The organism is Actinomycetospora sp. CA-101289, assembly GCF_050955895.1.
GTDB lineage: Bacteria > Actinomycetota > Actinomycetes > Mycobacteriales > Pseudonocardiaceae > Actinomycetospora.
In genome coordinates this window covers 3,305,698-3,318,177 of record NZ_CP192093.1, presented here as the reverse complement: position 1 = coordinate 3,318,177, position 12,480 = coordinate 3,305,698, and the positions used below count along the sequence as shown (strand labels likewise).

General features: G+C 74.4%; 13 protein-coding genes. 3 read left to right on the top strand and 10 right to left on the bottom strand.

Annotated features, from left to right (window positions below):
• The first annotated feature begins 18 nt into the window (after window positions 1-18).
• Window positions 19-1,329 (top strand): NAD(P)/FAD-dependent oxidoreductase, encoded by a 1,311-nt coding sequence (locus ACQPX6_RS16625; protein WP_433781356.1) that lies wholly within the window; start codon window positions 19-21, stop codon window positions 1,327-1,329.
• Here the strand turns inward: ACQPX6_RS16625 and ACQPX6_RS16620 are convergent.
• The 3 genes from ACQPX6_RS16620 to ACQPX6_RS16610 are packed head-to-tail and all read right to left on the bottom strand — an operon-like array spanning window position 1,309 to window position 4,003.
• Window positions 1,309-2,277 (bottom strand): 3-hydroxyacyl-CoA dehydrogenase NAD-binding domain-containing protein, encoded by a 969-nt coding sequence (locus ACQPX6_RS16620; RefSeq protein ID WP_433781355.1) that lies wholly within the window; start codon window positions 2,275-2,277, stop codon window positions 1,309-1,311. The genes ACQPX6_RS16625 and ACQPX6_RS16620 overlap by 21 nt on opposite strands.
• The gene (locus ACQPX6_RS16615; RefSeq protein ID WP_433788286.1) at window positions 2,274-3,161 is read right to left on the bottom strand and encodes a 3-keto-5-aminohexanoate cleavage protein; all 888 of its coding nucleotides are present in this window, start codon (window positions 3,159-3,161) and stop codon (window positions 2,274-2,276) included. Before ACQPX6_RS16615 ends, ACQPX6_RS16620 begins: the two co-directional genes overlap by 4 nt.
• A gap of 5 nt (window positions 3,162-3,166) precedes the next feature.
• Window positions 3,167-4,003: a TetR family transcriptional regulator C-terminal domain-containing protein gene (locus ACQPX6_RS16610; protein ID WP_433781354.1), complete on the bottom strand. Its 837-nt coding sequence runs from the start codon at window positions 4,001-4,003 to the stop codon at window positions 3,167-3,169.
• 128 nt (window positions 4,004-4,131) lie between these two features.
• Between ACQPX6_RS16610 and ACQPX6_RS16605 the strand changes: the two genes are divergently transcribed.
• Both ACQPX6_RS16605 and ACQPX6_RS16600 read left to right on the top strand, forming a co-directional pair.
• Window positions 4,132-4,899, top strand: coding sequence for a dienelactone hydrolase family protein (locus ACQPX6_RS16605; protein WP_433781353.1), 768 nt, complete (start codon window positions 4,132-4,134; stop codon window positions 4,897-4,899).
• 157 nt (window positions 4,900-5,056) lie between these two features.
• On the top strand, window positions 5,057-5,281 hold the full coding sequence (locus ACQPX6_RS16600) for a hypothetical protein (protein ID WP_433781352.1): 225 nt from the start codon (window positions 5,057-5,059) through the stop codon (window positions 5,279-5,281).
• 5 nt (window positions 5,282-5,286) lie between these two features.
• On the opposite strand, the gene ACQPX6_RS16595 is transcribed toward ACQPX6_RS16600, so the two are convergent.
• The 7 genes from ACQPX6_RS16595 to ACQPX6_RS16565 form a co-directional block, all read right to left on the bottom strand.
• Window positions 5,287-6,009: an urease accessory protein UreD gene (locus tag ACQPX6_RS16595; RefSeq protein WP_433781351.1), complete on the bottom strand. Its 723-nt coding sequence runs from the start codon at window positions 6,007-6,009 to the stop codon at window positions 5,287-5,289.
• Window positions 6,006-6,680, bottom strand: a complete 675-nt coding sequence (gene ureG / locus ACQPX6_RS16590; RefSeq protein WP_433781350.1) for an urease accessory protein UreG — start codon at window positions 6,678-6,680, stop codon at window positions 6,006-6,008. Before ureG ends, ACQPX6_RS16595 begins: the two co-directional genes overlap by 4 nt.
• Complete coding sequence (locus ACQPX6_RS16585) at window positions 6,670-7,380, bottom strand: urease accessory protein UreF (protein WP_433781349.1); 711 nt, start codon at window positions 7,378-7,380, stop codon at window positions 6,670-6,672. The genes ureG and ACQPX6_RS16585 overlap by 11 nt, the downstream gene beginning before the upstream one ends.
• Window positions 7,380-9,428, bottom strand: a complete 2,049-nt coding sequence (locus tag ACQPX6_RS16580; RefSeq protein ID WP_433781348.1) for an urease subunit alpha — start codon at window positions 9,426-9,428, stop codon at window positions 7,380-7,382. Before ACQPX6_RS16580 ends, ACQPX6_RS16585 begins: the two co-directional genes overlap by 1 nt.
• On the bottom strand, window positions 9,425-9,727 hold the full coding sequence (locus ACQPX6_RS16575) for an urease subunit gamma (RefSeq protein WP_433781347.1): 303 nt from the start codon (window positions 9,725-9,727) through the stop codon (window positions 9,425-9,427). The genes ACQPX6_RS16580 and ACQPX6_RS16575 overlap by 4 nt, the downstream gene beginning before the upstream one ends.
• Before the next feature lie 75 nt (window positions 9,728-9,802).
• Window positions 9,803-11,293, bottom strand: coding sequence for a sodium:solute symporter family transporter (locus tag ACQPX6_RS16570; RefSeq protein WP_433781346.1), 1,491 nt, complete (start codon window positions 11,291-11,293; stop codon window positions 9,803-9,805).
• Complete coding sequence (locus ACQPX6_RS16565; RefSeq protein ID WP_433781345.1) at window positions 11,290-12,450, bottom strand: agmatinase family protein; 1,161 nt, start codon at window positions 12,448-12,450, stop codon at window positions 11,290-11,292. The genes ACQPX6_RS16570 and ACQPX6_RS16565 overlap by 4 nt, the downstream gene beginning before the upstream one ends.
• Window positions 12,451-12,480 lie beyond the last annotated feature (30 nt).

Sequence of the window (12,480 nt, the reverse complement as noted above, 5' to 3'; positions counted from 1 at the left end):
CCTCCGAGAGCCCGGTACGTGATCGTCGGCGCCGGCATCCACGGCCTGTCCTCCGCGTGGCACCTCGCCACCGAGCTGCGCGAGCGCGGTCTGGGCGACGGCGGCGACGTCCTGGTCGTCGACAAGACCGGCATCGGGGCGGGCGCCTCTGGGGTGGCGTGCGGGGTGATCCGCAACAACTACTTCCAGCCCGCGATGCGCCGGCTCATGGCGCACTCGGTGGACGTGTGGGAGTCCGACCCGGAGGCGTTCTCGTACCACGGGGTCGGCTACATCCAGGCGGCTCCCGACGCGATGCGCGACGACGTGGTGCAGATCCACGCCGAGCAGCGGGCGATCGGCTACGACTCGGTGCTCGTGGAGGGCGTCGAGGCGTGCGGGGCCTACATGCGCGAGATGTTCTCGGACTGGCAGGCGCCCGGCGTCTCGGTGATCCTCCACGAGAAGCGCGGCGGCTACGCCAACAACGTGGCCTCGCTGCGCGGCCTGGCGGACAAGGTGCGCGCCGCCGGCGTGACCATCGCGACCGGCGTGACCGTCACCGGGATGCGGCTCGAGGACGGCCGGGTCGCCGCGGTCGAGACCGACGCCGGCGCGATCGCGTGCGAGCACGTGGTCGCCGCGGCCGGCCCGTGGGTGCGCGACCTCTGGGCGATGCTCGACCTGCCGGAGACCGTCACCGTGCGCACGCCCGACGGTCGGGTCATCCCGGACGCGCCGATGTGGACCTACTGGGCGCTGCAGGAGGGGATCCTCGACGTCGACCCCCAGGAGTTCACGGACAACCGCGGGGAGCTCCCCCCGGTGATCCACGTCGACTCCGACGCGCCCCTCTACGACGACGTCGACGGCGAGCTGATCACCGACGAGATCTGGGGCATCTACTACAAGCCGGACTTCCACTTCGGCGGCGTGCAGGGCGGCGCGTCGCCCGAGCCGATCGGGCGCCCGGCCGACACCGTCGCCGTCGACCCCTACGGCACCGCGAGCCCGGAGTTCGTCGTCGGCGACGCCTTCGTCCGCATGTGGACCTCGGCGCTGGCCGCCTGCCACAAGCGCTTCGAGGGACGCCGGGACGTCTACCGCCAGGAGCCCTCGGGCGGGATCGGGGCCTTCACCCCGGACAGCTTCCCGGTGTTCGACACGTTCCGCGGCAACGCCTACGTCATCGCGGACTCGAACCACGGCTACAAGATGATCGGCGTGGGCGCCCTCGTGGCCCGCGAGCTGCTCGGCGAGCCCCAGGAGCTGCTCGAGCCCTTCCGCCTCGCGCGCTACGAGCGCGGCGAGCTGCACCCGACCAGCCACTCACCCTTCCCCTGGAGCTGAGGCGGGGAGCGGGACCGACGTCGCGGACCGCGCGGTCTCGACCGCGCGGCGGACGGCGATGACGGCCCGGTCCCGCTCGGCCACGAGGTCGGCGAACTCCCGCGCTCCTGCCTCGGCGGCGGTGCCGGCGACCACCGCCGCCCGCAGCTCGGGCGTCAGGTCGGGCGCGTCGAGCCTCGTCCAGGGGGCGAGCAGGGAGGGTCCGAAGTGGTCGAGCATGTGGGCCATGCCGCCTTCGCCGCCGGCGAGGTGGAAGGTCAGGCAGGGGCCGTGGATCGGCCAGCGCAGTCCGGGTCCCTCGGTGATCGACGCGTCGATCTGGTCGACGGTCGCGTCGCCGTTGGCGACCATGTGCAGGGCTTCGCGCCAGAGCGCCTCCTGCAGGCGGTTGGCGACGAAGCCGGGGACCTCGCGGTCCATCTCGATCACCGACTTGCCGATGGCCCGGTAGAAGTCCGCGGCGCGGGCGACGACCTCGGGCGCGGTCCCCTCGCCGCCGACCACCTCGACCAGCGGGATGAGGTACGGCGGGTTGAAGGGGTGCCCGACGACGAGGCGGCGGGGGTCGCGCGCCTCGGTGGCCATGTCGGACATCGGGAAGCCGGAGGTGGAGGACGCGACGACGACGTCGTCGCCGGTCGCCTCGACGAGGTCGGCGAGCAGGCCGCGCTTGAGGTCCAGGTCCTCCGGCGCGGACTCCTGGACGAACGCGGCTCCCGCGCAGGCCTCGGTCAGCGAGTCCGCCACGCGCAGCCGCGACCGGTCGGCGCCGGCGTCGAGCCCCAGCTCGGTGAGGGCGGGCCAGGCGGCGTCCACGGTGCGGCGCAGGCGGGCCTCGGCGTCCGGGGCGGGGTCCCAGGCGACGACGTCGAAGCCGCGGGCGAGGAAGTACGCGGCCCACCCGCCGCCGATGACCCCGGCGCCGACGCACGCGACGGTGCCGCTCACCGCGCGCTCCGCAGGCCGAAGATCTCGCGGGCCTGGTCCGCGGTCGCCACCTCGGCGCCGAGGGACTCGACGATCGTGACCGCGCGCTCGACGAGCTGGGCGTTCGTGGCCTTCACCCCGCGCGCGAGGTAGAGGTTGTCCTCGAGCCCGACGCGGGCGTGGCCACCGAGCAGCACCGACTGCGCCACCCACGGCAGCTGGTCGCGGCCGAGCGCGAAGGACGTGAACTGGGCGTCGGCGGGCAGCATCTCGACCATCGTCTGGAGCAGCCCCGAGTGGGCGGGCGCGCCGTAGGGGACCCCCATGCACAGCTGCACCAGCGGCGGGTCGTCGACGAGGCCCTCCTCGTGCAGGACCTGGGCGAACCACAGCTGCCCGGTGTCGAAGACCTCCAGCTCGGGCTTGACCCCGAGCTCCTGGAAGCGCTTGGCGCCGGCGCGCAGCATTGCGGTCGTCGAGACGTAGAGGGCCTGGCCGTCGCCGAAGTTGTACGACCCGCAGTCCAGCGTCGCGATGTCCGGACGGAGCTCCTCGACGTGCGGCATCCGGTCGTGCTGGCTGACCAGGTCGGTGCCGTCGACGGGCTTGAGCGGGTCCTCCTCGTCGACCACGAGGTCGCCGCCCATCCCGGCGGTCAGGTTGAGGACGACGTCGACGTCGGCGGCGCGGATGAGTCCCGCGGCCTTGCGGTAGAGGGCGACGTCCCGGGAACGGATGCCGGTCTCGGGGTGACGCACGTGGACGTGCACGACCGCCGCGCCGGCCCGGGCGGCGGCGATCGCGTCGTCGGCGATCTGCTGCGGCGTGACGGGCACGTGCGGGCTCTTCGACACGGAGTCGGCGGCGCCGGTCAGCGCGGCGGTGATCACGACGTGGCGGTTCACGGTTCTCACGGGGCGTCCTTCCTGACGCAGCGGTCGACGAAATCGTGCAGGGCGGCGCGCATGTCCGCGGGGGTGGAGGCGCCGGTCATCACGCCGACCCCGAGGCCGTCGACGAGGGCGGTGAGCTGGCGCGCCCGCACGGTCTGGTCGCCGTCGCGGAACACCCCGGCCCGGGCGCCGCTCTCGAGGGTCATGAGCACGGTCCGGAACCAGCGGTCCTGGCCGCGGGCGTAGAGGGGCCGGTGGCGCGGCTCGGTGACGGCCTCGCTCCAGACCTGCATCCAGATGGACCACTCCGGCTCCAGGACCGGGCCCTCGGGCATCTGGAGATCGAGGAGCCGCAGCAGCCTCGCGCCGGGGTCGGGGAGGGCGGCCAGCGTGGTCGCCTGCCGGTCGTGCGCCAGCTCGACGTTGTGGCGCAGGGCCTCGTCGAGCAGGGCCTCCTTGCCGTCGAAGTGGTAGTGCACGGCGGCGCTGCTCGTGCCCGCGGCCTCGGCCACGTCGGCGATCCGCACCCGGTGATAGCCGTGCGCGGCGATGAGCGTCCACGCGGCGTCGAGGATCCGCTTGCGGGCGTCGTCGGGCTCGGGGCGGGGAGGCTCGAGGAGGTCGGTCCGGGCGGTGACCGGGGGAGCGCCCGCGCCGCGCAGCAGCCAGTCGAGCTCGACGCCCGCGCGCTCGGCGATCGCGGACAGCTCCGCCGGGGTGAAGCGGCGGCGGCCGGAGAGCGACTTCGACAGCTTGGTCTCGTCGATCCCGATCGCGGCGGCGAGCTCGCGGCGGGTGCTCCCCACGGCGTCGAGGGCTCGGCGCGCCCGCTCGCGCACCTCGTCGTCCGCCATGACCGGGAACGTACGGCCGGGCTTGCTGCTATCGCAAGACCTGACTGTCCCGTCAGTCAGGTAGCCATGTGTTCGGCCGACAGCGAACCGCCGCCTCGGAGGGCGCCGCGCTGGCTAGCGTCCGGCGCATGGTCGCGACGCGCGAGGTCACCTACGACGCCGACGGTCTGGTGATGGTCGGCCACCTGGCCCGGCCGGACGGCGAGGGTCCGTGGCCCACGGTGCTCGTCGCGCACGACGGCATCGGTCTCGACGACTTCCAGCGCCGCCGCGCCGACCACCTCGCCGAGCGCGGCTACCTGGCCCTGGCGATGGACTACCTCGGCGGCCGGTGGTTCGGCGGGGCCCCGGAGGAGATGCTGGCGCGAGTCCTGCCCCTGATCGGCGACGCTGACCGGATGCGGGCCGTCGGCCAGGCCGCGCTCGACGTGCTGCTCGCCGAGCCCGGTGCCGACCCGGGCCGCCTCGCCGCCCTCGGGTACGGCGCGGGCGGATCGATCGTGCTCGAGCTCGCCCGTGCCGGGGTGCCGTTCTGCGGCGTCGCCGTCGTCCACCCCGGCCTACCGCCCACCCAAGCGGAGGACTGGGCCGGGGTCGGCGCCACGTTCCTGCTGGCCACGGGCTCGGAGGACCCGCTGTGCATGCCCGACCAGGTGCTGGCGTTCACGGCGGCGCTGCAGGACGCCGGGGTCGACTGGCGCGTCCACGTCTACGGCGGGGCCCAGCACGCGTTCTGGGCCGCGCCGACCCACCCCGACGGTTCCCCGGCCGGGGGCACCACCCACGTGACGGCCACGGTGCCCGGGGTGGGGCACCACCCCGCCCACACCGCCCGGGCCTGGCGGGCGGTGGTGGACCTGCTCGACGAGACGGTCGGCGATCCGTCGGGCGGGTGACTGAGCCGCGCTCCCCGTACGATCTCCGCACGACGGCACCGCAGCCGCATCGGCCTCGACGAGGCGGTGCAGGTGGGCGCCGCCGGGTCGTGGTCTCCCGCTCTCCGTCGCCGTCGTCCCCCCACCAGCAGTGCCGGTGCGCGGGGGTGGCCAGAGGATGGCGTGGACGCGGTGGATCCGTGAGGACGAGCGCCGCGGGTACGGGTTCGGGGCCGTCGCGAACGTGTGCGCCGTCGTGGGCATCCTGCTGTCGTTCCCGGGAGCGGAGACGCGCCCGGACCTGCGGGTCCTCGCCGTCGCGGCCCTCGCCGCCTCGGTGGTGTTCGCCGTCCTGTCCCTCGTCGCGCTGATCGTGCTCGGCGTGCGTCAGCGACGCCGCTGAGCCCGTCAGGCGCAGGTGCGGGCCGGGATCGGGCACCGGCTCCTCAGGACGTCGGCGACGGCGCGGGGCGTGCCGACGGCGGAGAGCAGGCTGCCCGGGCCGGCGAGCGGGGTGCGGGCCCAGGCGGCCCCTGCGTCCACCCCGCCGTCCTCCCCGTCTTCCTCCGCGCCCTCCCCGGCGCGCAGGACCGTGCCCACGGACGACGCGCCGGCGGTGCCGCCGGGGCCGGCGAGGGCCGGGTCGGCACCGTCGAGCCGGGTCGTCGTCACCAGCAGCGGCTGCTGGTCGACGCGCACGTCGAGCGAGCTGTCGACCCGCCCGCCGCGCTGGCCGGCGCGGCCCAGGACCAGCTGCTCGGTCACCGTGGCCGCGGCGCCGGCGGCCAGCTCGAGACGGAGGCGCACGTCCCACACCGCGCCGTCGGTGACGATCGTCGGTTCGGGTCGCCACCACAGAGCCCCGCCGGGCGCCACCCGCGCGGTGACGGCGAAGGTCGCCGCCGATCCCGGCACGCGGCCGGGCTGCACGACGGTGGCGGCGGCGCTGCACAGCTCCAGGTACTGGCCCGGGCCGACCTCGACGTCGAGGCCGAGCGCGTCGCCGCCGAGCGGGCCGCCGCCGACCTGCACGAGGTGGACGCGGGTGGCGCCGGTCCGGCGCAGCACCACCGGCGGTCGCGAGGTCCATGTGACGCGTCCCGCGTGCACCGCGAGCCGGGCGGGGGTCATCCCGTGGGGGCCCGTGCGGCGACGCGGGCGCGGACCCAGTCGGCCACCTCCGTGATCGCCGGCTCGGTGCGCACCGAGGTCAGCAGGGTGGGGCGACCCTCACGGACGCGGGCGGCATCGGCGGCCATGCGGTCCACGTCGGCGCCGACGAGCGGGGCGAGGTCCACCTTGTTGATCACCAGGAGGTCGGCGCCGGCCACGCCCGGCCCGCCCTTGCGCGGGACGTCGTCGCCCCCGGCGGTGTCCAGCACGAAGATCTGCCGGTCGACGAGGCCGTAGCTGAAGGTGGCCGTGAGGTTGTCCCCGCCGGACTCGACGAGGACGAGATCGGGGTCGAAACGGGCCGTGAGGTCCTCGACGGCGTCGAGGTTGGCGGTGATGTCGTCGCGGATCGCGGTGTGCGGGCAGCACCCGGTGCGCACGGCGACGATCCGGTCGGCGTCCAGCACCGCCTCGCGGCGCAGGAAGTCGGCGTCCTCGGTGGTGTAGATGTCGTTGGTGACGACGGCGAGCGAGAACTCGTCGCGCAGCGCCCGGCACAGCGCGCCGAGCAGGGCGGTCTTGCCGCAGCCGACGGGGCCCCCGATGCCGATCCGGACCGCGTGGTCGTGGCGGTGGGGCACGTCGACGGCCCCGCCGGAGAGGTCGGTGTCGTGCAGCTCATGACGCAAAGAGGGCTCCCTCGGCTCGGGCGTGGACGACGGCGAGCACCTCGGGACGCGGGGTGGTCGCGGCGGGCAGCTGGTCGGGATCGTCGGCGGCGGCCGCCTCGGCCCCGCGGCGGGCGGCCTCGGCGATCGTCGGCGCGCCGGCCTCCAGCGCGCGGGCGTGGACCCCGGCCAGGGCCAGCGGGTCGAGGCCCAGGAGGCGCACCGCGGCCGACGTGGTCTGGCCGATGAGGTGGTGCACGGCCAGCGCGGCCGCGTGCCCGGCGTCGCCACCGGCCGCCGCCGCGGCGATCCCGAGCACGAGGGCCTGGTGCGGGCGTTCGTCGAGTCCCTCGATCAACGCGTCGGGCCACACGGCGCGCACCGTCCGCAGCATCGCCCGCCCCTGCCCCCGCGACACGGCGCGCAGCGCGGCGACCGGGGTCCGAGCGTCGAGTGCGGCCTCCCACCGCGCCCAGCTCGTCGGCCGTCGGTCGTGCACCAGCGCGCACGCCCCGGCGGCGAACGACGCCGTCACCAGGCCGGCGGTCGGGACGCGGGCGGCGAGGAAGGCCGTGAGGTCGGCGGCGCCGTGCCGGCCGCCGCGGACGTCGCCCTGCCGGACCGCCTCCTCGACCCCGGCGGAGTGGGCGTGGCCCCCGGTCGGCAGGCGGGAGTCGGCGAGCAGCAGGAGCCCGGGCGGCAACCCGATCGGCACGTCCATCAGAACAGGAAGTAGCGCTGCGCCATCGGCAGCTCGCGGGCGGGGTCGGCATCGACGACCTCGCCGTCGACGCGGACGGTGAACGTGTCGGGGTCGACGGTGATGTCGGGGACGGCGTCGTTGCGCGGGAGGTCGGCCTTCGTGACGCGGCGGGTGTCGGCGATGGGCACGAAGCGGCGCCGCACGTCGACGCGGTCGGGCAGCCCGCCGGTGAGCGCGTGCTCGGTCACGAAGTGCAGCGACGTGGCCGCCGCGGCCGGCGCCGAGGCCCCGAACATCGGGCGGGACAGCTCGGGCTGCGGCGTCGGGATCGAGGCGTTGGCGTCGCCCATCCGGCCCCAGGCGATCATGCCGCCCTTGACCACGACCTGCGGGCGCACGCCGAAGAACGCCGGGTCCCACAGCACGAGGTCCGCGAGCTTGCCGACCTCCACGGAGCCGACCTCCCCGGCCAGCCCGTGGGCGACGGCGGGGCAGATCGTGTACTTCGCGACGTAGCGCCGGGCGCGCAGGTTGTCGTCGTCGACGTCCCCCGACAGCCGCCCCCACCGCGTCTTCGCGGCGTGCGCGGTCTGCCAGGTGCGCATCACGACCTCGCCGACGCGGCCCATCGCCTGCGAGTCCGACCCGATCATCGAGATGGCCCCGAGGTCGTGCAGGAGGTCCTCGGCCGCGATCGTCGAGGCTCGGATGCGGGACTCCGCGAACGCCAGGTCCTCGGGCACCGAGGGATTGAGGTGGTGGCAGACCATGAGCATGTCGAGGTGCTCGTCGACGGTGTTCACCGTGTGCGGCCGCGTCGGGTTGGTCGAGCTGGGCAGCACGTGCGGCTGACCGGCGACCGTGATGATGTCCGGCGCGTGCCCGCCCCCGGCACCCTCGGTGTGGTACGCGTGGATGCCGCGCCCGGCGATCGCGGCGAGGGTGTCGGCCACGTAGCCGGCCTCGTTGAGGGTGTCGGTGTGCAGGGCCACCTGCACCCCGGTCTGGTCGGCCACCCGCAGCGCGGCGTCGATCGCGGCGGGGGTGGCGCCCCAGTCCTCGTGCACCTTGAACCCCGCGGCGCCGGCGGTGACCTGCTCGTGCAGGGCGTCGACGCCCACGGTGTTGCCCTTGCCGAGCAGCGCGAAGTTGATCGGCACGGGGTCGAGGGCCTCGAACATCCGCGCGAGCCACCACGCGCCCGGCGTCACCGTCGTGGCCTTGGTGCCCTCGGCGGGACCGGTGCCGCCGCCGACCATCGTCGTCACGCCCGAGCCGAGCGCCTCGGGCAGCTGCTGGGGGCTGATGAGGTGGACGTGGCAGTCGACGCCGCCCGCCGTGAGGATCAGCCCGTTGCCCGAGAGGATCTCGGTGGACGGGCCGATGACGAGCTCGGGCGTGACGCCGTGCATCGTGTCCGGGTTGCCGGCCTTCCCGAGCCCGACGATGCGCCCGTCGCGGACGCCGACGTCGGCCTTGACGACGCCCCAGTGGTCGAGCACGAGCGCACCCGTGATCACGAGGTCCGGGCCGCCCTCGGCACGGGTAGCACGCGACTGCCCCATCGACTCCCGGATGACCTTGCCTCCGCCGAACACCGCCTCGTCGCCGCCGCCCGGGCCGCGACTGAGGTCGGACTCGACCCGGATCACCAGGTCGGTGTCGGCGAGGCGGACGCGGTCGCCCTCGGTGGGGCCGAAGAGGTCGGCGTAGGTCTCGCGGGTGACGCTCCAGCCGGAGCCGGCCGTCCCGCGGCGGGCACCCGCGGGGTCGGGCACGTCGAGCCGGATGCCCGGCACCGTGCCCGTCCCGCCGAGGGCGATGAGGGCGACCTCCTTCTCCACCCCCGGTTCGAAGCGCACCGACGTGCCCGCCGGCACGGCCAGGCGCATCCCGGTTGCGGCGTCGCGGTCGAACGCCAGCGCGGGGTTCGCGGCCGCGAAGTGGACGTGCGAGCCGACCTGGATCGGCCGGTCGCCGGTGTTGGCCACGAGGAGGGTGACGGTCTCGGTGCCCTCGCCCCAGCGGACGTCGCCGTCCCCGGGCACGATCTCGCCGGGTCTCACGAGATCGGGTCGTGGACGGTGACGAGCTTCGTCCCGTCGGGGAAGGTGGCCTCCACCGCGACGGTCGGGACCATCTCGGGCACGCCGTCCATGACGTCGTCGCGGGTGAGCACGTGCTGCCCCTCGCTCATGAGGTCGGCGACGCTGCGCCCGTCACGGGCGCCCTCGACGATCCAGGAGGTCAGCAGGGCGACGGCCTCGGGGTGGTTGAGGCGCAGCCCACGGCCCCGCCGTTCCCGGGCGAGCCCGGCGGCCACGTGCACCAGCAGCTTCTCCTGCTCGTGGGGTGACAACAGCACGGAGCACCTCCGACTCGACTGCGGGCCCGGCACGCCGGGCGCCGGGGGTTGCGGGGGACGGGCGCGTCCTGGTCTTCACGGCGTCGCCGCCGTGGGGGCCAGGTCGTCCCGGCGGGTGAGCACGGCCGCCTCGCGGGGCGGGCGCAGGAGGGCGACGACAACGAACGCCAGGATCGACGCCGCGAAGCCGAGGAACGTCGGGTAGCCGTCGAAACCGGGGCCGACGAGCGTGTTCGGGATGTAGAGCAGCGTGTTCTCCGCCCCGAAGATCGTCGGCGTCAGCGCGAACAGCGTCAGGCGCACGACGAGCCCGAGGACGACGGCCGCGATCGCCGCCTCCCGCGTCGCCCGGCGGGGCCACCAGTGCCCGGCCACGAACGGGACGAGCAGGCACGCCAGGAGCAGGTCGAACGCGAGCGTCAGCAGGATGCCGGTCTGGGGCACTTGGAGCGCGAACAGGATCGCCACGGCGACCACCGGCAGCATCGTCCACCGCACGGCCCGCAGCAGGGGGTCGGTGCCGGAGGGTCCGGTGCCGATCGACGGGTCGCGCAGGCCCTGGATGTTGCGCACCGCGACCGACGCGGTGCCGAGGACGACGCCGTTCGCCGTCGAGCAGGACGCGGCCACGATGGCCGAGAGCACGAGGATCGCCAGCCACGCCGGCGCGGAGCCCTCCAGCAGCGTGAACAGCACCGGTGGCGGCGCGTCCGGGCCCAGCACCGGCACGATCGCGAGCGCCACCAGCGCGTAGACCACGCCCACCGCGGCCGTCAGCGCCGCCCCGGTGAAGCAGGCGCGGCGAGCCACCGACGGGGAGCGCGCCGAGAAGATCCGCTGCATGAAGTCGATGGCCACGATGTCGCCGATGCCGAGCGAGATCAGCGTCGCCCAGTTGATCGGAGCGCCGGCGCTCGCCGAGGTGAGCTGCTCGAGGTCGAACGGGCCCATCCCGTCGGGTGTGGACAGCCCGTAGGTGGCGCCCACCCAGACGAGCAGGGACACCGAGCCGATCACCGTGATGACCATCTGGACGAGCGCGGTGTACGCGTCGGAGAACATCCCGCCGGTCAGCGTGTAGGCCAGCACGACGACGACGATGAGCAGGACGCCCACGGTGTACGACGTGCCGAGGAAGCGCTCGAAGAGGAAACCACCGGCGACGAGATTGCCCGCGAGCAGGATGCAGAAGCTCGCGATCATCAGGACCGAGGCGACCACCTCGACGCCGCGCCCGTAGATCTGGCGGTAGAAGTCGGGGAGCGTGAACAGGCTCATCGCGTTCATCCGGGCCGCGAACAGCAGCCCGGTGAGCAGCAGGCACAGGGAGAGCCCGAGCGGCAGCGAGGCCCCGGCCCAGAACCCGAGCGACGAGGTCAGGTCCATGTTGCCGAGCGTCGCGTTGGAGTCGACGGCCTGGCCCATCAGCCCGGCCGCCGACAGCGGCAGCGCCAGCGACCGGCCGGCCACGAGGAAGTTGGTCGAGTCGCCGTCCACCCGGCGGGCGAACCAGAGCCCGACGGCGACCACCAGCAGGACGCCGACGCCGACCCCGATGATGATCACGACGCCCGCCCCGTCGGGAGGTGCCCGGAGCGGACGAGGCAGCCGAGCGTGTCGCAGATGACCCGGCACGCGATGAGCGCGGTGATCTCGGCGTTGTCATAGGGCGGCGAGCACTCGACGATCTCGATGCCCGCCAGCGGCCGGGCGTCGGCGATGAGCTGGATGAACTTGAGGACCTCGCGGGGCAGGAAGCCGCCGGGCTCGGGCCAGCCGGTGCCGGCAACGAAGGCGGCGTCGAGGCAGTCGACGTCGAAGGACAGCCACACCGCGTCGGTACCGTCCCAGGCCACCTCGAGCGCCCGCTCGGCGGCGGCCTCGATGCCCATCTCGACGCAGTCGGTGACCGTCATGATCGTCGTGCCGCGTTCCCGGCCCACCTCGACGCCCGGTCGCGGGGCCTGCCAGCCGCCGATGCCGATCTGGACGAGGTTCTCGGGCGGGACGTTCGGCAGGTCGGTGGCGTGGAACCACGGCGTCGTGTGCATCCGCTCGTCGAGGTCGGTCTCCTGGGTGTCGACGTGGCGGTCGAAGTGGATGATCCCGAGCTTGCCGTCGCCGAGGTTCTCCGCGACCCCGCGGCTGGTCGGGTAGCCGATGGAGTGGTCGCCGCCGAGGACCACCGGGAACGCGCCGCTCGCGTAGACGTGGCTGACGGCCTTGGTGATCTGGTCGAAGGTCTTCTCGATGTTCGCCGGGATCGTGAAGATGTCGCCGACGTCGCACATCGTGATCGACTCGCGCAGGTCGACGCCGAGCTCGAACGAGTAGCTGCCGTAGAGCAGCGAGATGTCGCGGATGCCCTTCGGCCCGAACCGGGTGCCCGGCCGGTAGGTGGTGCCGCCGTCGAACGGTGCGCCGACGATCGCGACGTCGTACTCGCCGCAGCGGCGCACGTCCTCGACGAACGGCGCCTTCATGAACGTCGGGATGCCGGCGAAGTGCGGCAGCTCGCCCCGCGAGAAGGTCGGGATGGTGCGGTCGACGATCGAGCCGGCGCCCGGCAGGCCCATCTCCAGACCACGGGCGATCTCGGCGTCGCGCGCCGTGGTGGGCAGGGTCCGCTCGATCTCGACGGCGCGGGCGGCCTCGGGGCCGTGCCGGGGGCTCCGGCGTGGCGACCCGCCGTGTGGGGCGGGGAGGGTCGGGGCGAGCAGCACGGGCGACTCCCGGGGAGGCCGGCCGTCGCG